Source organism: Micromonospora sp. NPDC050784 (assembly GCF_044456765.1).
GTDB lineage: Bacteria > Actinomycetota > Actinomycetes > Mycobacteriales > Micromonosporaceae > Micromonospora > Micromonospora foliorum.
Window position 1 is genome coordinate 1 of the sequence record NZ_JBITGG010000019.1, and the last position, 22,013, is coordinate 22,013.

Genomic DNA, 22,013 nt, shown 5'->3' on the forward strand with positions numbered 1-22,013 from the left:
TAACGACCGGGGGCCGGGGGTCATTCCGGGGTTGGCCCACCTGCCGGGCACTCTCGTCGAGGCTGCGGCTGCGGTCGTTCGTGGGGACTACAACGACCCGGGGGCCGGGGCCATTCCGAGGCTGGCCCACCTGCCGGCACCCTCGTCGAGGCGGTGCCCGTCGGTCGTTCGTGGGACTGCAACGACCGGCGGCTGGCTCGCATTCCAACCTGCGCGACCACGCCCCCAGGGGTCGGTGGTGCTGCGATCGTCAGGGTATGTAACGACCCCGGCCCGGCCATGATTCCAGCCCACGAGTGCACCCGGCCACACCCCACAAACACCCACCAACCGACAAACCGCCTACGCCCGCCAGGACCCACAGCGCCGAACCCGCCTCACCCGCGTGATCCACTCGGGTTCACGGAAGTCGGGGCATCCCGAACTCCCGGACACCACGACTTCAGGAAACCCGAGTCGATCACGAGCGGACCGACCGCTTGAAAGCCCGCAAGACGGACATGACCCCTCGGCTCTGGACGGGCTGGCGCCCGCCGGAGTGTTCCGACGGGCGCCAGCTTCAGTGCGATCCGGGCGCAGCCCGGTGGTGTGGACTAGAGCGCCGCACCACCGAAGCGCTGGCGGCGACGCCAGGCCAGGGTCAGCAGCAGCATGATCGCTCCGGCGCCGACCAGGCCGCCGCCGAGCTTCATGGGTGTGCCGAGGCTGTCACCCGTGACGGGCAGCGGCTGCTTCTTGTGCAGCACCCGCAGCTGGGTGCTGGCGGTACGACCGGACTCCCGGCCCGTGGCGGTGAAGGTCAGCAGACCCGTCACCGACGGCGTGTAGCTCTTGGTGAAGTGGCCCTGGGCGTCGGTCTGCGCCGTGAAGTGCAGGGGCGCGCTCGCCTGGTAGGCCACCGGGGCCATGGCCACGGTGCTGCCGTCGCTGCGGCGAGCCGGAGCCGCACCGCCGGCCGGAGCGGCCTGCGGAGTGACCGTCACGTTGATGTCGACGGTCTCGTTCGGGCCGAAGTTGGTACCGGTCAGCACGACCGTCTCGCCGAGGTAGATCGTCGGACGGTTGACGGTCAGCGACGCGTTGGTCGGCGGGTACGGCGGCGGTTGCGGCGGGTCGGTGGTCGCGCTGGGCGTCGGCTGCGGCTGTGCCGCCCCCGCTGCCGTCGGCACGGCCACCACGGCCAGGCCGACCGTGAGCGCCAGGATGATGCGGGATAGCCGCATGATTTGGTTCCCTCCTACTGATCACAGCTTGGTGCGGAATGAACTTGGGTGGTCCAGGGGCTGGCGGTGGGGGTCAGCCACAGCTCGGCCTGCCCGACGCCGGTCTTGGCCGTCAGCACGGTGACTTCCAGTGCCCTCTCGGCGCCGGGGCCGACGTCGACGCTGGCCATCGCCACCTGACGGCGGCGTTCGGTGCCGCTGCCGAGCGCCGTTTCGGCCCCGTCCAGTCGGGCCTCAAGCACCGCTCCACCTGCCGGACTGAAGACCGACACCAACGTGCGGGCGGTGTACGGGTCGCCAGCCAGACCGAGGCCGAGCACGGATTCGCTAAGTCCGGACTTCGGCGCCGTTGAGCGCAGGGTCACCCGCAGCCGAAGCTCACGGCGGCCGTCCGACCGGCATTCGCCGACCGTCAGGTTCGCCGTCGGCCGCAGGTAGTAGCCGAGCTTCGCGCCGCTGCCGTCGTTGAGGAACACGCCGACAGTCGGCACGGTGTCCTGTTCCGGAAGCGTCCCGGCCATCCGGCTCTCGCCGAATGTCCGCTGTTCCTCAGGTCGGGCACTCCAGAACAATATCCGGCGTTCGGTGATAGCACGGTCAAATGCGGACAACAACACCCGCGGGTTGACATTCTTCTTGAAGAAGGCGTCGAAGACCGAGGCGGCCGACGCCGCGAAGAAGTCGTCCTGCTGTTTGACGTCGAGGCGCTGGTAGCTGTCGTTGAGCAGGGTCTGCACGACCTTCTCGCTGGCAAGCGGGACACCGCCGGGCACCAGCACCGGACCGGTCGCCTTGAGCAGGTAGGACAGCACCACCGGGTCGACGGCGAGCACACCGTCGACCGTGGTGCCGGTCTTGCGGCGGAACATCTCGCGGTACAGCGTCGCGGCCGTCGGGAAATGCGGGGACAGGTTGACGTCGGCGGGATAGATGCCGGGCAGGTCCGTCCAGAGGGCCCGGGTCTCGGCGGGCACCTTCACCGCCGGGGTGAACCGGCCGAGCGAGGCACTGGTGCCCTGCTTGCCCATCTGCACCTTGCCGTTCTCCGCCTCGATCATCGCGTACGCGCCGAAAATGCCGCCGGTGGCGCGCAGCTCGGCGAGGTTCTGCGAGACGAGCAGGTAGCGGCGCGGGCCGTTCGCCCCGAGCAGCGGCGGAAGCAGGCGGGCTCCCTGGTCGGCCGCCGTGGTGAGGCTGGCCAGCCGGTCGATCTCGTCGCGGAGGTCGGTCAGCGCCTGCCGGACCTGGCTGACCAGGCGGTCGGCGGGCACCGCCGCGAGATTCTGGCGCGTACGTCGCACCGACTCGTCGGCCCGGGACAGCTCGCCGGAGACGGCGGTGAGCCGGGCAAGGTCCAGTCGACCGCCGGCCGGCACCAAACTGGTCAGATCCGTCCGGAGCAGAGTCGGGAACGCCTGCCGTGCCAGCTCGTCGATGGCGACAGCGATCTGCTGGACGGCGTCGAGGTCGTCGCCAGCGACCGGGGTGTGCCGGCCGAGCCGCCAGCTCGGGTCCGCCGTCGCGGACCGGGCCGCGCGAGACTGCTCCTGAAGGGCGGCGAGGGTCCGCAGTGCACGGTCCGTGTCGCCGCCGACCACTTGGGCGCTCAGCTCCCGGGCCAGGCCAGCGGCGTTGAGCAGGTGAGCGCGCGCCTGCCACCCGCGGAAGCCGACCCACCCGCCAGCGGCCAGCAGCAGCGAGCCGACCACCAGGGCGCCGAGGAGGGCCCGTCGCAGTCGGGCACGCCGACGACGCCGGGACCGGCTTCTCCGCCGGATCGGTCGTTCGCTCACCGTCACACCACACTCCCGATCATGGAACCGGACAGAAGGTTAATTTCCTAGACGTTCTTAGCACACGCCAGGAAACTTCATGCTGTTCTTCCATTTATGGTCTTTTAGACGAGATTCCCTCGTGATTACGCGAAGGCTCCACAATTCGTCCGGCCGCCTCGTGCAGCAGGCGCTCAATCTGGTCAACTCCCGCGGGGAGCGACATCTCCCGCAGGTACGCGGCCCGCCCCCGGCGACCCATCTCCGTGCGGGTCGGCGGCGGAATGGTGGCGGCCAACCAGAACCGGTCGGCCAGCGCCGCCCAGTCCTCCGGTGGGCAGGACAGCCCAGCCCGAGCCCGTTCGACCAGCTCGGCGGTGTCCCCGCCGGCCGACGCGATCACCGGTGCCGCACAGGAGAGCGCGGCCTGGAGCTTGCCGGGCACCGTGCCGCGCAGCTCCGGGAGGTCGCGCAGCATGACCAGTTGGTATTCGGCGGCGGCGTACAGCTCGGGCATGTCGACCGGCGACCGCCGCTCCAGGAAGCGGACATTGTTCGCGCCCAGCTCGGCGGCGAGCCCCCGCACCCGCCGCTCCGCCGTTCCCGAACCGACCAGGACCAGATCCATGGTCCGGTCCAGCGCCGCGGCCGCCCGGACCGCGGTCTCCAGCCCCTGCCGCGCGCCGATGGTCCCGGCGTGCATCACCACGCACCGACCGTCTCGACGGACCAGCTGGCGGGCCGCCGCGCCGGGCGTCGTCGGATGGAAGATCCGCTCGTCGGTCCAGTTCAGCACCAACCGGACCCGGGCCGGGTCGGCGCCGGCGGCCACCACCAGGTCCCGCATCGACGGCGCGGCGACCGCGATGCGCGCCGCGGTCCGGTAGATCCGCGTCATCGTGCTGCCCATCCGCGCCGCCCAGCGCCCCTCGCCTCCCTCGTCGGCGCCGTCGCGGGCCCAGACGTCCTGCACGTGCAGCACCGCCGGCACCCGCCCGAGCAACCGGAGCACCGCGGCGGCGGCGAACGTCGTAGCCGGCAGTTGGAAGACGTAGAGCGCGTCCACGTCGCCGAGGAACCGGCGTGCGACAAGCCCGGCGCTGCCGGCGAAGGAGAGGTAGCTCGCCATCCGCCCGCCGACGGACGCGGCGCCTCCGGGGTACCGGGGCACCCGTCGGACGCTCAGCCGTTGGCTGTGCGTCTCGTGGTGCCACCGCTGTCGCCAGCCGGGATAGACATGCCCGCCGGGATAGTCCGGAAAGCCGGTGAGGACACGCACCTCGTGCCCTCGCGCGGCCAACTCCTCGGCGAGGCTCCCGGGGATGAACGCCGGCTCGGGCGGAAAGTGGTAGGACAGGATGCCGATCTTCACCGGTGCGCCCCCGTCCCGCAGGGATCGCAGGCGGCCGGCGCGGCACCACGACCGGCGCGCGTCCGGCCCGCGTACGATGCCGACAACCCCTCTCCGCACGACCACCGGCGTCGACGCACCGCCCTCGCGATGCGAGCGCCCGTGTCCGTACCGATGAGAGGGGCACCGATGGCTGATCGCGTGTTGTTCGTCTGCCACGCCAACCTGTGCCGGTCGCCGATGGCCGAGTACCTGGCCCGTCGATTGCTGGCCGACCGATCCGTCGAGGTGGCCAGCGCCGGCACCGACGCGATCGACGGGTTGGCCATGCACCCGTACGCCATGGAGCTCGCGACCGAGAACGGCGCGGACCCGGCGGCGTTCCGAACCCGGGGGTTGCGCCCCGAGTATCTGGTCGACGCGACGCTGGTGCTGACCGCGACCCGACGCCAACGCTCGGTCTGCACCGCGTTGGCGCCGGGGGTGCTGCACCGGACGTTCACGCTGCGCCAGTTCGGCCGGCTGGCCGCGGCGGCCGAGCCGCCCGCCGACTCGGCGGACGACCCGTTACGGGCCGCGATCGCCGCCGCCGCCCAGGCCCGGGGACGGCTGCAACCCGCCGCCCCGGACGAGGACGACCTGCGGGACCCGATCGGCGGTACCGCGGCCGACTTCCGACGCTGCGCCGAGGAGATCGAACGGTCGCTGCGACCCCTCGCCGCGCTCATCGGGGCAGCCGGGTGAGTTCCTGGGTGTGGTCGGGGACACCGTTGACCCCGTCGGCGGTCGCGCTGTGCCGGCCGGACGCCGCCCGGTCGGCCGGCACCGAAGCCCCGGCCGTCGAAGCGACCACCCGGTAGGCCTCGTACTGGTACGCCTCGGCCTTGGCCACCTTGGCCATGTTGAGCACGCAGCCGAGCAGCCGGACCGAGACCGAGTGCAGCGACCGGGCCGCCGCGGCGACCTGGGTACGCGAGGTACGGCCCTGTTGGGTCACGAGCAGCGCGCCGTCGGCCTGCACGGCCACCACCACGCCGTCGGTCACCGCGAGCAGCGGCGCGGTGTCGATGATCACGATGTCCGCCGACTCGCGCAGCGCCAGCAGCAGGTCCGACATGGCCTTGGAGCCGAGCAGTTCGCTCGGGTTCGGCGGCGCGGAACCGCTGGGAAGCACCAGCAGCGACTTGTCCCCCCAGCGCTGGACGACGTCGCCGACCTTGACGTCGCCGACCAGCACGTCAGTGAGGCCGACACCGGCGTCCAGGCCCAGGTAGTCGTCGACCTTCGGGCGGCGTAGGTCCGCGTCGACCAGCAGCACCCGCCACCCTGCCTCGGCCAGCGCGATGGCCAGGTTGCAGGAGAGCGTGGTCTTGCCCTCTCCCTGCAGGGCGCTGGTCACGGCGATGACCCGGGCCGGCTCGTGGACGTCCACGAAGCGCAGGTTGGTTCGCAGCTTGCGAACCGCCTCGGCCCGCGCAGAGGTCGCGGCGTCGCCCACGATCAGCGGCGCCGTGCGGGCGCTGGCCTCGAACGGAATCTCACCGAGCAGTGGGCTTCCGGTGGCGCGTTGCAGGCCGGCGGCGTCGCGGAGCCGCACGTCGGCGATGCCGCGCAGGATCGCCAGGCCGACGCCGAGGAGCAGGCCGACCAGGCCACCGAGGGTGAGGTTGCGAACCGGCAGCGGCGAGACGGGGTTGGCGCTCACCCGTGGGCCACTGACCACTTCGATCTTGATGGGCGTCTTGCCCTCGGGCGCCGCCTCGACCTTCTGCACGAGTTCGACGAACTTCGCGGCGAGGATCTCCGCGACGCGTAGAGCGCGGGTCTGGTCGGTGTCGTTGATCGACGCCCGCAGCAGAACGGTGCCCGTCTCGGTGGAGGTGCTCACCATGCGCTGCATCTCGTCCGCGGTGATGCCCAACGGGGAGTCGGCCACGACGCTCTGCGCCAGCCGGTCGCTGCTGAGCAGGTCGGCGTACGACTTGACACGCTGCTGGAGGAAGAGGCCACCCTGGTAGGCGTCGCTGATGCCAGAGTTGGGGGCGGTGACGAAGAAGGTCACCGAGGCGACGTAGCGGGGTTGGGCCCGTACGGTCACGAACGCCGAGACGCCGAGCGCCACCATGACCGTGATCAGCGGGATCCACCAGTGCCGACGCACGTGGCGCAATTGGCGGAGCAGGTCCATCAGGAGCGCCTCCGTGCCGGTCCGGTTAAGCCAAAGAACTTCACGAAAACCCCCAAGGTCGTCTCTAAACTCGTGAAACCATTAAAGCGGTTCATGCGGCTTATGTCCGGAGTTACGCCTTTTCTGATGGCAAGATGCGCGCCCCCATGACCAACCCGACAAACGTCCATTCGGCAGCGGCGACAACGGGAAAAAGTCGAAGGCCGATCCGATGGCCATCCGATCGGCCAGCGGTCGCCGCCGAACCCGAAGCTGGGTAAGGTCAACATCGGTGTGCCGGGAAGTCTGGTCGGCGAGTGGATTCCTGCCGTCCCGATTCCCGTAGGTGAGCCCCGCAGATGACCTCCCGCACCCCGCAGTCCGACCCGCGTCCGCCGAAGAGCCGGCTGTTCTCCCGCACCTCCTGGCCGGAGGCCCGGCACCTGGCCGACGTGCTGCGTACCGAGACCGTCGGCGGCGCGCTGCTGCTGGCGGGTGCCGTGATCGCGCTGCTCTGGGCCAACTCGCCGTGGTCCGACTCGTACACCCGGCTCGGCGACGTCGTGCCCTGGCCCGGCGCGCCCTGGCACCTCGACCTGAATCTGGCCACCTGGGCGGCGGACGGCCTGTTGGCCATCTTCTTCTTCGTGGTGGGCCTGGAGCTCAAGCGGGAGTTCGTCGCCGGTGACCTCCGCGACCCGCGGCGGGCCGCCCTGCCGGTGGCGGCCGCACTCGGCGGGATGCTGCTGCCGGCGCTGATCTACGTGGCGGTGGTGCTGAGCGCGGGCGGGGACGGCCTGCGCGGGTGGGCCATTCCGACCGCCACCGACATCGCATTCGCGCTCGCCGTGCTCGCGGTGGTCAGCTCACACCTGCCCCAGGGCCTGCGCGCATTCCTGCTCACCCTCGCGGTGGTCGACGACCTGTTCGCGATCACCATCATCGCGATCTTCTACACCGCCGACTTCCATCCCGTTCCGCTGCTCGCCGCGTTGGCGCCGATCGGGCTCTTCGCGGTGCTGGTGCAGCGGGGGCGTACCTGGTGGTGGGCACTGATCCCCCTCGCGATCGCCGCCTGGACACTGATGCACGCCTCGGGTGTGCACGCCACGGTGGCCGGCGTCCTGCTCGGCTTCACCGTCCCGGTGCTCGCCCGCCGACCGGTGGGCGGCGACCAGGCGGCCACCGGCGACGCGGGGGCGGGCGACGCGGGCGAGGGTGGGCTCGCCGCGCGCCTGGAGCATCGCTGGCGGCCGGTGTCGGCCGGCGTCGCGGTGCCGATCTTCGCCCTGTTCGCCGCCGGGGTCACGCTGCGCGGCACCGACCTGGGCGCCCTGTTGAGCGACCCGATGGTGATCGCCATCGTCGCCGGCCTGGTGTTCGGCAAGAGCATCGGCATCTTCGGATCGACCTACCTGCTGGCCCGCTTCACCCGCGCCGAGCTGGACGAGGACATCACCTGGGCCGACCTGCTCGGGATCGCCCTGCTGGCCGGCGTCGGGTTCACCGTCTCGCTGCTGATCGGCGACCTGGCCTTCGGGGCGGGCAGCACGGCCGACGACCGGGTCAAGGCGGCTGTGCTGCTCGGCTCGGTGATCTCCGCCGGGCTGGCCGCGACGGTGCTCGCCCGCCGCAACGCGGTGTACCGGAGGGTGGAGGAGCGGGAGCGGCTGGACGCCGACGGGGACGGCGTACCCGACGTCTACCAGCGCCCCGACGCCCGCTGAACGCGGCGGCGTGGCCCGACGAGCGCGGCGGCGGCGCGCCACGCCGGCGCACCGACCACGGGCCTACGCTCAGTGGCGACGTTCGGCGGGCGGCAGGTCCTCGGTCTCCTCGGCCAGCGCCTCGGCCGCCGGTCCGGTGAGGTCGTCGCCCGGCACCGCCACCGCCTCGGCGCGATCCTGCTCGTCGGCCTTCCCTCCGGGAGGCGGCTCCGGAGCGGTGGCAGCGCCGGAGTAGCCGTACTCGTTCGGTTCGTCGTGCCGGGCCATGTGGTCAACCTCCCGCTTTTCCCGTTTCACCTGTTGACGCCAACGGTAGGTGGTGATCGTCGTCGGCGCAGCGCGCCGGGGATTGTCGGCCGGACCACGGTGGTGGGCGGCTCAGCGCCGCCCCGAGCAGCTGACGCAGGGCGATGATCGCCACCGCGCCGGCCAGGCCGTTCCAACCCGGCTCGCCGGCGAGCCGGAGCAGACCGGCCGCGGTGAGCAGGTCCAGCAGCACCCGGACGCCGCCGCGCAGCGCCCCGGTGCTGATCGTGGTGAGCACCCCGGCGACCAGCGCCAGGGCGGTGACCGCCGTGGCCAGGGCGCCCGTCACGGGCGACGCTCCCCGTCGGCCACCTGAGACTGCTCCTGGCGGATCTCACGGCCCAGGAAGTAGTTCAACGCCGTTCGGATCGTCGCGATGGCGGCCAGTTGGCCGATCTGCGTGAACGACGGGGAGACCGCCGTACGCAGCACGTCGGCCGCCAGCTGGAACTCCAGGCCGAGGGTCAGAAAGCGACCCAGCGACAGCCGGATCGACGTGAAGCGGGCGGCGCTGCGGTGTCGCAGCCCCTCGACCACGAACCGCACCGCCGCCCACACCGCGCCAACGAAGATCACCAGCGCGCCGGCCACCTCCACCACGGCAACCAGCACCTGGTCGCCGCGGTGCAACAACTCGGCCGGCTCCACGCCGGGCCGTTACCCGCCCACGGGGCGGCTACTCGGCGCTCAGGTCAGCTCGTTCACCGCCTCCAGGATCAGCCAGAGACCGGAGATGGCGAAGAGGATCGCGGCACCGTACTTGATGGCCTTCTCCGGCAGCCGCCGACCGAGCATCCGGCCGACCAGGATGGCCAGCGCGTCCGCGGCCACCATGCCGATGGTGGAGCCGAGCCAGGTGCCGAACCAGCCGTACTTGGTGGCGAGCGTGATCGTGGCGAGCATCGTCTTGTCGCCCAGCTCGGCGAGGAAGAACGCCACCGACACCGCCACCAGCGCGGTCTTGTTGGTCTTCTCGGCCTTGCGCTTCTCCTCCTCGGTGAGCTTGTCCCCGCGCAGCGTCCACGCGCCGAACCCGAGGAACGCCACACCGGCCACCAGGGAGATCCACTCGGTCGGCAGCACCGCCCCGAGACCCGCGCCGATGGCGACCGACGCCAGGTGCACCACCGCGGTGGCGACCGTGATGCCGATCAGCACCGGGATCGGTTTGAACCGCGTGGCGAAGGTCAGCGCCATCAGCTGGGACTTGTCCCCCAGCTCGGCGACGAAGATGACGCCGAAGCTGACGACCAGCGCGGCGAAAAATCCCTCCATGACGTCCTTCCCGTTCAGGCCGGGAGGAGGTACAGGGGCGCCCTCGACCCGGCTGCAACAGCCTGAGTCGAAGGTCTCGCCCGCCCCGAGAGAACCGGGGCCGCGTGGCCGGATGCGAAACGCACCAGTATGTCGACCACGACATTGGGGGCTACTCCCCTTCGCGTGATCAGCCTATCGGATCACCGCCCAGCCCGACCGAGGCGGGTGAACAGGCTCACCGCGCCCGCGCCAGCGTGACGCCGAAGAGCGCCTCCGGATCGGTCCAGAACTCAGCCGTGGCGAAGCCGGCCCCGGCCAACTCCGCGGCGATCCCCTCCGGGCGGAACTTCGCCGAAACCTCGGTCCGCAGATCCTCGCCCGCCGCGAAATCGACGGTCAGCCCCAACACCCGCACGCTCATCGGCCGGGTCGCCCGCAACCGCATCTCGATCCACTCGTGCTCGGGATCCCAGACGGCGACGTGCGCGAACGCGGCCGGGTCGAAGTCGGCGCCCAACTCCCGATTGATCACGTGCAGCACGTTGCGGTTGAACTCGGCGGTGACCCCGGCGGCGTCGTCGTACGCGGGCACGATCACCGACGGGTCCTTCACCAGGTCCGTACCGAGCAACAACCAGTCGCCGACCTCCAACGCGGCGCGCATCGCGGTGAGGAATTCGCCCCGCTCCGCAGGCAGCAGGTTGCCGATGGTGCCGCCGAGGAACACCACCAACCGCCGACCGCCGGTGGGCAGCCGGTCCAGTTGCCGAGTGAAGTCCCCCACGATGCCCCGGACCCGTAGGCGGGGATAGTCGGCGGCGATCTGGGCGGTGGACCCGCGCAGCGCGCTGACCGACACGTCCAGGGGGACGAACGTGCCCAGCCCACCCCGGCGGGTGAAGGCGTCCAGCAGCAGCCGGGTCTTCTCCGACGATCCGGAGCCCAACTCGATGAGCGTCTTCGCCCCGGTCAGCGCCGCGATGTCGGGAGCGTGCGCGGCAAGCACGGCCCGCTCGGCCCGGGTCGGGTAGTACTCGGGCAGTCGGGTGATCTCCTCGAAGAGTTCGCTGCCCCGGGCGTCGTAGAACCACTTCGGCGGCAGCCACTTCTGCCCGGCGCTCAGCCCGGCCCGGACGTCGTCGCGCAGGCCGCGCTCCAGGTCACCCTCTTCGAGGTAGATCTCCAGGGGTTCCGCGGTCATCGGTTCGCTCCTCTGTTCGACCAACCGTTGCGTGCCTGCCCGGCCTGGTGCGCCGGGACCGGCAGTGGACGTACCCGCACCTCGCCCGCGGTGGCGACGACGAGGTGCCCCTCCGGCACCGACCGCCACCCCGGATCGTCGTCGTGTGGCTCGGAGGCGAGCAGCACCGCACCCGGCGTCTCGCGGACCGACAACGCGTGCCCCGCCACGCTGGCCACCACCCGGTGCCCGTCGGTGAGCAGCAGATTGAGCCGCGAACCGGGTGCGGCGGAGGCGACGTCGGTCACCGTCCGCCCGACCGCCTCGGCCGGGTCAGCGCCAGCGCGTAACCGATGCCGCACCAGCGCCCAGAGCAGCGCCGAGTCGGTGCTGGCATCCAGGGTGAGCAGGTCACGCACCGGCAGACCGGCGGCGAGCGGCACCACGGCGTCCGGCCAGCCGCGCACCACACCGTTGTGGCTGAACAGCCAGCGCCCCTCGGCGAAGGGCGCCGCAGCGCCGTCGATCACCGCCATCCCGACCGTGGCCGAACGCACCGCCGCCAGCACCGCCGCGCTGCGGGTCACCGCCGCGAGCTGGGCGATCGTCGGGTCGCTCCAGATCGGCTGCGCCCGCCGGTACCGCACCGGCTCCCCCTCGCCCGGGTACCAGCCGACACCGAACCCGTCCGCGTTGATCGTGCCGCCGCCCCGCATGTCCCTCGGCGCCCAGGACTGCCGCACCAACGAGTGCGGAGGGTCCAACAACAGCTCGGCGAGGGTGACCGGCGGCCCCAGGTAGGCCAGGTGACGACACATCAACGCCCCCGGCCCGCCGCCGGGCCGCCGGTCATGCGGCCCCTCACCGGTACGACTCGTCCGGTCGCACGTCCCGGGCGCAGCGGAAACCGCTGAAGATCTGCCGGCGGATCGGATAGTCCCAGTTCCGGAAGGTGCCCCGACAGGCAGAACGGTCGGTGCCGAACGAGCCGCCGCGCAGCACCCGGTAGTCGTCGCCGAAGAAGACCTCCGAGTATTCGCGGTACGGGAACGGGGCGAACCCCGGATGCCCGCCGAACGTCGTCGACGTCCACTCCCAGACGTCACCGATGAGCTGGTGCACACCCAACGGCGAGGCGCCGGCCGGGTACGCGCCCACCGGCGCCGGCCGCAGATGGCACTGGTCGAGGTTGGCGTGCGCCTCGGTCGGGTCGTCGTCCCCCCAGGGATAACGACGCGACCGCCCGGTCGTCGGATCCCACCGGGCCGCCTTCTCCCACTCCGCCTCGGTCGGCAGCCGCTTGCCGGCCCACGCCGCGTACGCCTGCGCCTCGTACCAGCACACATGCACCACCGGCTCGTCGGCGCGGACCCGCGCCCACTGGCCGAAGCGCCGGTACGACCAGCCGTCGCCGTCGGAACGCCAGTGCATCGGCGCGCTGAGCTGCTCCCGGACCCGATGGGCCCAGCCGGCCGGGCTCCACCAGCGCTGCTCGGTGTAGCCGCCGTCGGCGATGAAAGCCGCGTACTGGCCGTTGGTCACCGGGGCGGCGTCGATGACGTACGCCGGCAGGTCGACCCGGTGCGCCGGACGTTCGTTGTCCAACGCCCACGGATCGGTGTCGGTGCCCATGGTGAACTCGCCGGCCGGCACCAGCACCTCCGTACCGACCCGGACCGACGGCTCGGGTGGCGCCGGGGCGTGCAGCACCGCCGGCCCCGAGCGCAGCTGATGGGTGGCGAGCATCGTCTCGTCGTGCTGCTGCTCGTGCTGCACGATCATGCCGAAGGCGAACCCGTCGGCGACCAGCGGCCGCTCGGTGAAGGCCACCGCGTCGAGCAGGTCGTGCACCTTGTCCCGGACAGTGGCCAGGTAGGCGCGCGCCTCCGCGGGCGGCAACAGGGGCAGGGCAGGGCGGTCCCGGCGCGGCTGCTTGAACGCGTCGTACAGCTCGTCGATGTCACACCGGACCGGCTCCCGGCCCCCGACGTCCCGGACCAACCAGAGCTCCTCCTGATTGCCCACGTGGGCAAGGTCCCAGACCAGCGGCGACATCAACGGCGAGTGCTGGCGCGTCAGGTCGGCGTCGTCGACCACCTCGGTCAACAACGTCGTGCGGGCGCGAGCCCGCGCCAACTCCACCGCGATACGGTCGCGCAACTGCTCCCCGTCGACCCGACCCTCCGTACGCGACTGCGAGGCTCGCAACCCCGGCTCACTCCTCGCGCTCACCGAGCCGCCTTCCGTTCGCGACTGCGAGGCTCGCAACCCCGGCTCACTCCTCGCGCTCACTGGTCTCTCCTCTCTGCGGCGGTCCGCCGCCGCCGTACGCCTCGCTGGATCTCGTCGTGGGTGCTGGCCGGCAGCTCCAGTCGGGGCAGGGCGGTCAGCGCCAGGTCGAGCAGGGCCGCCGCGGCGGCGGCCAACGCCGGGTCGGCCAGACCGTGTCGGGCGGCGGCCGACCAGCGGTGCGCCACCGGTGTGGCGATCGTGTACGCCTCGCGCACGGTGCCCGGGTCGTCGAACAGGGCGGTCAGCACCGCCAGCGGCAGCCGCCAGTCCCGGTCCGGTTGGGCGTCCAGGTAACGCAGCTCCAGGTAGCCGCGCGGCCGCACCGGCGGAAAGAGGGTGCTGACGTGGTAGTCGAGGTCATCGGTGGTGGGTGGATGTGGCAGCGCGCCGTCGAGCCAGTCGGCGAAGGTCACCCCGGGCGGTGCGGCCCAGTCGGCGTTGTGGCGGCGCAGACAGAGCAGCGGCGCGGCGAGCACGTAGCTGATCCAGGCGCCGGTCGGGTCGTCCCCGGCGCGGGCCGGTGACCAGACCGGACGGGTCCGGGTCGGGTCGATGGCCAGCCAGGCGGCCATCCGGGCGGAGGCCCAACCGGTGCGCCGCCCGGCGTGTCGAGCGGCGGAGGCGAACGCGGCGAGCAGTGGGGGCCCGACCGCGTGGGCCGCGGCCCAGCGGTCGGCGACCTGGTCCGGTTCGCCGGCGTCGAGGCAGATCTGCAGGCCGGCGGTGCTGTACATCATCGTGCGGCCGGCCGGGCCACGACGGTCGAAGGCTCCGCGCATCGCGCGGTAGCGGGGGGTTTCCACCACCGGGCGGGGCCGTCGGTGGGGGTCGATGCCGCTGCGGCCGAGGATCAGCCCGGCGGCGGCCAGCAGGTCGGTGACCTGGGCGATGTCGGCCTCGGTGGCGCGGATCAAGGCGGCGACCGAGGGGCGGGGCGGGGTGGAGATCTCCAACTGGCCACCCGGCTCCAGGGTGACCATGCCGCCGTGTCGCAGCGGCTCGGCCGGGCTGGTGGCATCCAGCGTGGCGGGGCTGTGCCGCCCCAGCGCCGCTCGCAGCCGCGTCGCGTCGACGGGGCGGGCGGGATCGGCGGCGTCGTGCACGGTCCATTCCAGTTCGACGCCGGTGTGGGTGGGTGGGCCGGTCTTGAAGCAGATCCGAGCGAGGTGTCGGACTGCGGCTGCGGACTCGCTCAGAATGGCGCTGCGGTCCAGCTCGGGTGACGTCACCAAGGGTCGTGCCCCCCTCTCCATGCGCCGGTTCCGGCACACTGTGCCACCGTAAACGCACCCACCGACACTGTCGGAGGGCGTGCACGGCGCCACCAACCTCTGTCTAACAGACGAATTTCCGATGCAGGGCGGAACCAAACCGCCGCAGCCGCCGACCGTTCAGCCGGCGGCGGGGCGGCCCGGTCGCGACGGCGACGGCGGGGCCTTCGCCGACGGGGACGGCTTGATCTTCGCCGACTCGGAGGGCGTGACCTGCGCCGGCTCGGTCGGCTTCGTATCGGGCACCAGCCGCTGGCAGTACGCCTCGACCTCGGCGGGGCCGCCGGCGGCGTTCACCAGCCTCTCGAAGGCGGGCGTGCGCAGCGCCTTCTCCCGCTGGTCGGGCTTCTTGGCCCGCCACGCGCGGCACAGTCCGTCCAGCTGGTCGGCGGGGGTCGGACCGGCCGACGGCGTGGCGGTGACGGGCGACGGCGCGCCCGGCGACGGGGCGCCGGGGGCCACCGACCGACCGGGCTCGGCCGACCGGTGGGCGCTCTGGTGGGGCGAGGTTGACGAGCGCGACGGCGCCGGTGCGACCGGGTCGGGCGCTCGGTCCCGGGTGACCGCGGCGAAGGCGGCCCCCGCGGTGGCGGTAGCTGCCACCGCGCCGATCCAGGCCACCGCGCCGGTGGTCACCCGGCGACGGCGGGGCCGCTGCGACACGGCCGGCGTGGGGTCGGCCCGGGCGGCCCGGAACGCGGCCAGCGCGGCCTCCTCGCCGGCCAACTCGCCCGGCCGGACGGGGCCGGCCGCCGCGGCGAGCAACGCGGCCACCGGCTCGACAGCCGGCACGCTCGGGGTGGCCAGGTGCACCTGAGGTGGTGTCACGTCCGCTTCCCCGGGCGTGCCGGGGTGACCCTGATCCAGCCTGGCATCCATCCGGGCGTGGGCCGAGTCGAGCAGCCGCTCGGTGTCGGCGTGGTCGGCCCGCCGGAACGGGTTCATCGGGAGTCCCCTCACGTCAGCCGTCCGCCGGTTCGGCGTGCGGTGCCCGCAGGGTGGAGCCGCTCCCCGTGCGCGGCGGCGGCACCCCCTCGACCCCGACTGGTGACCCGGCTGGGCGCTGCCGCTCCAACAGGACCGCGAGCCGGCGTAGGCCTCGGTGGGCGGCCGTCCGCACGGCGCCGGCCCGGCGGCCCAGCACCCGGCCGGCGGATCCCGCGTCCAGCCCGATGACGGCCCGCAGCAGGACCGCCTCGGCCTCCCGGGGCGGGAGGGTCGCGATCAGCGCGAGGGCTGACTCGGTACCGATCGTCTCGCTGGCTCGCTCGGCGGTGTCCGCGTCACTGGCCAGATCGACGAGCGCCTGCACCGGGACCGGGAGTGCGGGGCGGCGGCGCATCCGGCGCAGGTGGTCCATCGCGCGGTTGCGGGCGATGGTGACCGTCCAGGCCCGGAACTCGCCACCGCTGAAGCCGGGCAGGTCACGAGAGATCTGGAGCCAGGTCTCGGAGGCGACGTCCTCGGCGTCCGCCCCGACGAGGGCGGTCAGATACCGCAGCAGGCCGGGCTGGAGGCTGCGGTAGAGGAAGCGGAACGCCTCCTCGTCTCCGGCCTGCGCGGCGCGCACCGCCTCCGACAGGTCGGCGGTCATTCGCGGCCCACGCATCGCCCGGGGCGTGCTGGCCCGACCCGGCGTGCCGGGGCAGGCCACGAGGCACGAGTCGTCCGCCCGATCAGCACCCGCACCGCCCTCCCCCGCTCTGATTGTGCCCGCGACCACGATTGTCGGGGCGGCACGTCCGGGGGCCGACGCCAGGGTGGTCGATCGGCGCGCTGCCCGCCGGGGTAGCCGGGAGAGCCCGAGCCGGGCTAACGCTAAAAGGGGGGTCACGACGCGACAAGTCGGCACCGTGTCACGGAAGAGTGACAATTATCAACCCTGCGGGCGGCGCGTCGCCGTAACGGCCCGTGAGCAGGAGACGCCAACCGCCCCTGGAGGCGGTTTCTTGCCACCGTCGCGGACCTGGATGACGAAAATTGTCGCTTTTCGTGACACCGCACATCCGCTGCGTCACCGAAGTCGAGCGTCCACACAGGTCAGGCCGGATCAGCCAGGCTGAACCAGCCGCCCGGCCCCCCTGCCACGGCGCGCCGCCCCGCGCCACTCTAGGTACGGTAATGCGGTGTTGTCATCGGAGGTCGTACTCAGCGGTCGCTACCGCTTGGACGAACGTGTCGCCACGGGCGGCATGGGCGACGTTTGGCGTGCCTCCGACCTGATCCTCGGCCGGCAGGTCGCGGTCAAGGTTCTGCTGCCGGCGCTGGTCTCCGATCCCGACTTCATCGCCCGGTTCCGCGCTGAGGCCCGGATCATGGCGGCGCTGCGGCACCCCGGCATCGTGCAGGTCTTCGACTGCGGCGAGGACGACCTCCCCGACGGCGGTCGGGCGGACTACCTCGTCATGGAGTTCGTCGCCGGCGAGCCGCTGTCCAAGCGGATCGAGGCGGCCGGGCGGCTCGACGTGGCCGAGACGATGTCGATCGTGGCCCAGGCGGCCGCTGCGCTCAACGCGGCGCACCGCGGCGGCATCGTGCACCGCGACGTCAAGCCCAGCAACCTGCTGGTGCAGGAGGACGGCACGGTCGTCCTGGTCGACTTCGGTGTGGCCCGCTCCACCGACATCACCAGCATCACCAGCACCAACGCGGTGCCGGGCACCGCCCTCTACATGGCTCCCGAGCAGGCCGCCGGCCGGCCGGTCAGCGGTGCCACCGACATCTACGCCCTGGGCGCGGTCACCTACTGCTGCCTCACCGGCAGTCCGCCGTTCACGGGTGACAATCCGCTCCAGGTCGCCGTGCGGCACCTGGACGACGAGCCGCCGGAGCTGCCGCACGAGATTCCGGAGGCGGTCCGCGTCCTGGTGTCGCGCGCCCTGGCCAAGGATCCACTGGAGCGGTTCACCAGCGGTGCGGCGATGGCCGAGGCCGCTCGGACGGCGGTCACCGGCGGCGAGCCGCCGACGGCGATGGCCACACCGGTCGCGCTGCGCGACGCCGGGCCGAACACCCGCACGGACGTGCCGGCCGGCGCGGCGGTGGCGGACCGGCGCCAGCGACGGCGGGGTCCGCTGGTCGGCGCGGCGGCGGCCATGCTGGTCGCTCTGGTCGGGCTCGGCGCGGCACTGGCCGCGGCGCGTAACGCCGGCGAGAACCCGGCCGTCCACCTGCCGACCAACTCGCCGACGGTGGCTCCGAGCGGCCCCGTCGACCTGCCCGCGGCGAACGAACAGATCACCAGCGTCGATCCGGGCCGGCCCGACCGGCCGCACGTCCCCGGCAACGCCCCGTCGGCCTCGGTCACCGCCACGCCGAGCACGCAACCCAGCCAGACGGTCGGCCCGCCGACGCCGACGACGGGCGTCACCACGGCGCCGCCGACCAGCGCGGCGCCCACGACGGGCGCGCCGCCGACCAGCGCGGCGCCGTCTGATCCACCCCCCACCTCCACTGCGCCGGTCGATCCGGAGGTGCCGGCGGGCGGCTGAACCGCCCGCTCGCGCCAACCCCGGCGGTCCCACCAGCACCGATATCCCCAAAACGGACTTACGTCGCCGAAGACGCCTCTAGGCTCTCAGCAGGCCATTTACACCATCTGCTGCGGGAGCCTGGGTGAGCGCTGAAAAGCTGGTCGTGATCGGTCAGGGGTACGTCGGACTGCCACTGGCCATGCGGGCCGTCGAGGCGGGGCTCGACGTGGTCGGTCTCGACGTCGACGCCGACCGGGTGAAGCGTCTCGCCTCCGGCGAGTCGTTCGTCGAGGACATCCCGGCCGATCGGCTGGGCCGGGCGTTGGGCGGCGGCCGCTACCACCCCAGCACGGAGTACACCGACGCCGACGGGTTCGACATCTGCGTCATCACGGTGCCGACCCCGCTGCGCGACGGCACCCCGGACCTGAGCTTCGTCGAGCAGGCCGGCATCGGCATCGGCCCGTACGTACGCCCGGGCTGCACGGTGATCCTGGAGTCGACCACGTACCCGGGCACCACCGAGGAGCTGCTGCGCCCGCTGTTGGAGTCGGCCAGCGGGCTGACCAGCCCCGGCGACTTCCACCTCGGCTACAGCCCGGAGCGGATCGACCCGGGCAACCCGACCTGGCGACTGGAGAACACCCCGAAGGTGGTCTCCGGTGTGGACGCGGCGTCGCTGGCGCGGGTGGACGAGTTCTACCAGCGCCTCGTGGAACGCACCGTACCGGTGGACTCGACCCGCGTCGCCGAGCTGACCAAGCTGATCGAGAACACCTTCCGCCAGGTCAACATCGCGCTGATCAACGAGCTGACCATGCTCTCTCACCACCTCGACATCGACGTCTGGCAGGCGATCGACGCCGCCTCGACCAAACCGTTCGGCTTCCTGCCGTTCCGGCCCGGCCCCGGCGTCGGCGGGCACTGTCTGCCGATCGACCCGTGCTACCTGTCGTGGCAGGTCAAGCGCCGCCTCGGACGGCAGTTCCGGTTCATCGAGCTGGCCAACGACGTCAACCACGAGATGCCCGAACACGTCACACAGCGGATCATGGGAGGGCTGAACCGGGACGGCCGGGCCGTCAGCGGCGCCCGACTGCTGCTGCTCGGTCTGGCGTACAAGAAGAACACCGGCGACATGCGCGACTCCCCCGCCGTCGACGTGGCCCGCCGGTTGCAGGCGCTCGGCGCCGAGGTGCACGCCGTCGAGCCGTACGCGGAGGCGCACCAGATCCCCGACGGGGTCACCGTGGTCGGGCTCACCGAGCGGGAGGTCCGCGCGGCCGACGCGGTGGTGGTGGTCACCGACCACGACGCCTTCGACTACGACCTCGTGGTCAAGCACGCCCGTTACGTCTTCGACACCCGCAACCGGTGCGTCGGCCCGATGGTCGAGCGCCTGTAGACCCGGCACCGCTGGCCGGTCCCGCCGCCGGGGAAGATGGCGGGACCGGCCGGCGGATGTCCGTCCGGTCTCCCGGGTCGGCCCCGGCCGGTCCGGCCGCCACGGGGGTCACTGGTCGGCGAGCGCCTCGACGACCGGGCGGGACAGCGCCCGGCGGGCCGGCAACACCGAGGCGAGCAGGGCGGCCAGCACCGCGACACCGAGGATCAGCCCGAGCTGGCCGAGCGGCAGCACCACGTGGAAATCGCCGCCGAGGCGGTCCAGCAGGGCCATCGTGGACGCGCTGACCCCGGTGCCGAGCCCGATCCCGAGCACCGCGCCGACGAGCGCCATCAGCACCGCCTCGACGGCGAGCACCGCCCGCATCCGCCCCCGGGTGAGCCCGACCGCCCGCAGCACGGCGTTCTCCCTGGTCCGTTCGACCACCGACAGGCTCAGGGTGTTCGCCACGCCGACCAGGGCGATCACCACGGCCAGGCCGAGGAGCGCGGTGACGAAGGCGAGCAGCATGTCCACCGTGCCGGTGAGCATCTTCTTGTACGCGCCCTGGTCCATCAGGTTCACGGTCGGGTAGCGGCCCAGCACCGCGGTGATCGCGTCGCGGGCCCGCTCGGGGCTCACCCCGGCGGCGGGGTCGATCTCGGCCAGGTAGCCCCGCTGGGCCGGGAAGAGCGCGGCGAAGTCCTGGTCGGACAGGTCGATGACATGACCGGCGGGCACCTCGCCGCCGGGGGTGTCGTCGGTGACCACGGCGGCCACCCGGAACGACCTGCCCCGGAGGGTCACCGGGGAGCCGACCTGCCAGCCGCGGGCCCGTGCCAGCTCGCGGTGCACCAGCACCTGCCCCGGGCCGACCCGGTCGGCGTCGCCGGCCAGTACCCCGCTCAGCGTCCGGCCGACAAGCGCCGGGTGGGCCGCGCGGATCTCGACGTCGTCGACGACAGTGCTGCTCTGCTCGTGCACCACACCCAGCTCGGGGCGGGCGGCGAGTTCACCCACGAGCGCGGCCGGCAGGTCCTGACCGATTCCGCTGACCACGAAGTCGGTGCCGATCTGGGCGTCCACACTGCGTTCGATGCCGTCCTTGGTGCTGCGCGCGCCGACCATGAACGCCGAGACCAGTCCGATCCCGATCACGAGTGCGGTGGCGGTCGCGGCGACCCGCCGCGGATTGCGCACCGTGTTGGCGACCGCCAGCTCACCGGTGGCGCCGAGCACGCGTCGTACCGGCCAGCCGAACACCCGGGCCAGCGCCGGGACGAGCACCGGCCCGAACAGCACGATCCCGAAGAAGGTGAGGACCCCGCCGACCGCCACCAGCAGCAGCTGACCGGCGCTGGCGGCACCGGCCAGCGCGGCCACACCGATGGCGAGCACCACCGCGCCGATGCCCAGCCGCACCCGGCCAGCACCCTGGCTGGGCTGCACCGCGGCGTCGGTGAGCGCGGCCACCGGGGCGATCCGCGTCCCCCGCCAGGCCGGCAGCAGAGCGGCGCACACGGTCAGCCCGGTGCCCAGCAGCAGGCCGGTCAGCACCGTCGAACCGGTCACGGTCAGGCCGCCGGTGACCGGCACGTCCAGCCGGGACAGCAGCAGCCGCAACCCGGCCGCGAGAGCCACCCCGAACAGCACCCCGAGCGCGGAGGCGACCAGCCCCAGCACGGCCGACTCCAGCAGGGTGGACCGGAAGACCTGTCCCCGGGTGGCGCCGATCAGGCGTAGCAGCGCGGTCCGTCGGGTGCGCTGGGCCAGCACGATCGCGAAGGTGTTGGCGATCACGAAGCCGGCCACCACGATCGCGACCCCCACGAAGATCAACAACAGCATGCGGAACTGGTCCACGTTGCGGACCGCGTCCTCCACGGCCTCGTCGAGGATCTGCTGCCGACTCTTCACGGTGGCTTCGGCACCGGCCACGGCGCGTACCTTCTCGGTCAGCGCCGCCACGTCGGCGCCCGGGCGGGCCGCCACCATGATGCGTCCGTAGCCCCGCTCGCCGGTGAGGGCCAACGCGTCCGGCCCGACCAGGCCGACGAACGGACCGCCGACGTCGCGGGAGGTCCCGGCCACATCGACGGTGCCGACCAGGGTGTACGGGCGGGCTGCCCCGCCGGTGGCGCCGATCCGGACCGCCGTGCCGAGCCCGAAGCCCTGCTCGGCCGCCGTCGGCGCGTCGAGCACCACCTCCCCGGCCCGGTCGGGCAACCGGCCGGCCACCACGTCGTACGAGCGCAGCGCGTCCTCGGTGGGGATGGCCACGAGCATGGTGAAGCCGAGCACCGGGCGGCCGTCGGCACCGACGATCCCGGCGGTGTTGGTCAGCTCACCGCCAGCGGCGGCCACCCCGTCGACCGCCCGCACCCGGTCGACCAGGGCCGGCGGCAACACCTTGCGGCCGGCCGAGTAGACACCCAGGTCGGTGTGGCGGTCGAAGGTGCCGGCCCGCTCGTAGGCCCCGGTCCGCATCCCGTCGACGAAGATCATCGTGCCGGCGACGAACGCGACGCCGAGCACGACGGCGAGCGCCGAGAGCAGCATGCGCAGCGCCTCGGCACGCAACGAGCGCAGGGTCAGGCGGATCATGCGGGG

The 22,013-nt window shown here is 72.6% G+C and carries 19 protein-coding genes; 4 read left to right on the forward strand and 15 right to left on the reverse strand.

Annotated elements, in window-relative coordinates; genetic code table 11:
- Positions 1-593: 593 nt before the first annotated feature.
- The 3 genes from ACIBD9_RS24005 to ACIBD9_RS24015 all read right to left on the reverse strand — a co-directional run bounded on the left by ACIBD9_RS24005 (position 594) and on the right by ACIBD9_RS24015 (position 4,367).
- Positions 594-1,223, reverse strand: a complete 630-nt coding sequence (locus ACIBD9_RS24005) for a hypothetical protein (RefSeq protein ID WP_396721016.1) — start codon at positions 1,221-1,223, stop codon at positions 594-596.
- 14 nt (positions 1,224-1,237) lie between these two features.
- The gene (locus tag ACIBD9_RS24010) at positions 1,238-3,016 is read right to left on the reverse strand and encodes a DUF4012 domain-containing protein (protein WP_396721017.1); all 1,779 of its coding nucleotides are present in this window, start codon (positions 3,014-3,016) and stop codon (positions 1,238-1,240) included.
- Positions 3,017-3,110: 94 nt separating this feature from the next.
- Complete coding sequence (locus ACIBD9_RS24015; RefSeq protein ID WP_396721019.1) at positions 3,111-4,367, reverse strand: glycosyltransferase family 4 protein; 1,257 nt, start codon at positions 4,365-4,367, stop codon at positions 3,111-3,113.
- Positions 4,368-4,535: 168 nt separating this feature from the next.
- Between ACIBD9_RS24015 and ACIBD9_RS24020 the strand changes: the two genes are divergently transcribed.
- The gene (locus ACIBD9_RS24020) at positions 4,536-5,090 is read left to right on the forward strand and encodes a low molecular weight phosphatase family protein (RefSeq protein ID WP_396721020.1); all 555 of its coding nucleotides are present in this window, start codon (positions 4,536-4,538) and stop codon (positions 5,088-5,090) included.
- On the opposite strand, the gene ACIBD9_RS24025 is transcribed toward ACIBD9_RS24020, so the two are convergent.
- The gene (locus ACIBD9_RS24025; protein ID WP_396721022.1) at positions 5,071-6,534 is read right to left on the reverse strand and encodes a polysaccharide biosynthesis tyrosine autokinase; all 1,464 of its coding nucleotides are present in this window, start codon (positions 6,532-6,534) and stop codon (positions 5,071-5,073) included. The genes ACIBD9_RS24020 and ACIBD9_RS24025 overlap by 20 nt on opposite strands.
- Before the next feature lie 338 nt (positions 6,535-6,872).
- Here ACIBD9_RS24025 and nhaA point away from each other — a divergent pair, with 338 nt between their 5' ends.
- On the forward strand, positions 6,873-8,240 hold the full coding sequence (gene nhaA / locus ACIBD9_RS24030; RefSeq protein ID WP_396721024.1) for a Na+/H+ antiporter NhaA: 1,368 nt from the start codon (positions 6,873-6,875) through the stop codon (positions 8,238-8,240).
- A gap of 69 nt (positions 8,241-8,309) precedes the next feature.
- On the opposite strand, the gene ACIBD9_RS24035 is transcribed toward nhaA, so the two are convergent.
- The 10 genes from ACIBD9_RS24035 to ACIBD9_RS24080 form a co-directional block, all read right to left on the reverse strand.
- The gene (locus tag ACIBD9_RS24035; protein WP_396721026.1) at positions 8,310-8,507 is read right to left on the reverse strand and encodes a hypothetical protein; all 198 of its coding nucleotides are present in this window, start codon (positions 8,505-8,507) and stop codon (positions 8,310-8,312) included.
- 4 nt (positions 8,508-8,511) lie between these two features.
- Complete coding sequence (locus ACIBD9_RS24040; protein WP_396721028.1) at positions 8,512-8,835, reverse strand: hypothetical protein; 324 nt, start codon at positions 8,833-8,835, stop codon at positions 8,512-8,514.
- Positions 8,832-9,194 carry a DUF1622 domain-containing protein gene (locus ACIBD9_RS24045; protein WP_387169570.1) on the reverse strand — a complete coding sequence of 121 codons (363 nt, stop codon included), beginning with the start codon at positions 9,192-9,194 and terminating at the stop codon, positions 8,832-8,834. The genes ACIBD9_RS24040 and ACIBD9_RS24045 overlap by 4 nt, the downstream gene beginning before the upstream one ends.
- A 39-nt stretch (positions 9,195-9,233) precedes the next feature.
- Positions 9,234-9,821, reverse strand: coding sequence for a TMEM165/GDT1 family protein (locus ACIBD9_RS24050; RefSeq protein WP_091397848.1), 588 nt, complete (start codon positions 9,819-9,821; stop codon positions 9,234-9,236).
- 217 nt (positions 9,822-10,038) lie between these two features.
- On the reverse strand, positions 10,039-11,004 hold the full coding sequence (egtD, locus tag ACIBD9_RS24055) for an L-histidine N(alpha)-methyltransferase (protein ID WP_396721031.1): 966 nt from the start codon (positions 11,002-11,004) through the stop codon (positions 10,039-10,041).
- A complete protein-coding gene (gene egtC / locus ACIBD9_RS24060; protein ID WP_396721032.1) occupies positions 11,001-11,801 on the reverse strand; it encodes an ergothioneine biosynthesis protein EgtC in 801 nt (266 codons plus the stop codon). Before egtC ends, egtD begins: the two co-directional genes overlap by 4 nt.
- 43 nt (positions 11,802-11,844) lie before the next feature.
- A complete protein-coding gene (gene egtB / locus ACIBD9_RS24065) occupies positions 11,845-13,191 on the reverse strand; it encodes an ergothioneine biosynthesis protein EgtB (RefSeq protein ID WP_396721202.1) in 1,347 nt (448 codons plus the stop codon).
- Between the two features lie 80 nt (positions 13,192-13,271).
- The gene (egtA, locus tag ACIBD9_RS24070) at positions 13,272-14,507 is read right to left on the reverse strand and encodes an ergothioneine biosynthesis glutamate--cysteine ligase EgtA (protein WP_396721034.1); all 1,236 of its coding nucleotides are present in this window, start codon (positions 14,505-14,507) and stop codon (positions 13,272-13,274) included.
- 159 nt (positions 14,508-14,666) lie between these two features.
- Entirely contained in the window at positions 14,667-15,491 is an 825-nt protein-coding gene (locus tag ACIBD9_RS24075) for a hypothetical protein (RefSeq protein ID WP_396721035.1), read from the reverse strand.
- A 16-nt stretch (positions 15,492-15,507) separates the two neighbouring features.
- A complete protein-coding gene (locus ACIBD9_RS24080; protein ID WP_396721036.1) occupies positions 15,508-16,155 on the reverse strand; it encodes an RNA polymerase sigma factor in 648 nt (215 codons plus the stop codon).
- A gap of 517 nt (positions 16,156-16,672) precedes the next feature.
- On the opposite strand from ACIBD9_RS24080, the gene ACIBD9_RS24085 reads away from it, so the two are divergent.
- Together ACIBD9_RS24085 and ACIBD9_RS24090 are read left to right on the forward strand one after the other, a co-directional pair.
- A complete protein-coding gene (locus tag ACIBD9_RS24085) occupies positions 16,673-18,037 on the forward strand; it encodes a protein kinase (protein ID WP_396721038.1) in 1,365 nt (454 codons plus the stop codon).
- Between the two features lie 124 nt (positions 18,038-18,161).
- On the forward strand, positions 18,162-19,424 hold the full coding sequence (locus tag ACIBD9_RS24090) for a nucleotide sugar dehydrogenase (protein WP_396721040.1): 1,263 nt from the start codon (positions 18,162-18,164) through the stop codon (positions 19,422-19,424).
- Positions 19,425-19,532: 108 nt separating this feature from the next.
- Here the strand turns inward: ACIBD9_RS24090 and ACIBD9_RS24095 are convergent, their stop codons facing one another.
- Positions 19,533-22,007 carry an ABC transporter permease gene (locus tag ACIBD9_RS24095; protein ID WP_396721042.1) on the reverse strand — a complete coding sequence of 825 codons (2,475 nt, stop codon included), beginning with the start codon at positions 22,005-22,007 and terminating at the stop codon, positions 19,533-19,535.
- Positions 22,008-22,013: the final 6 nt, after the last annotated feature.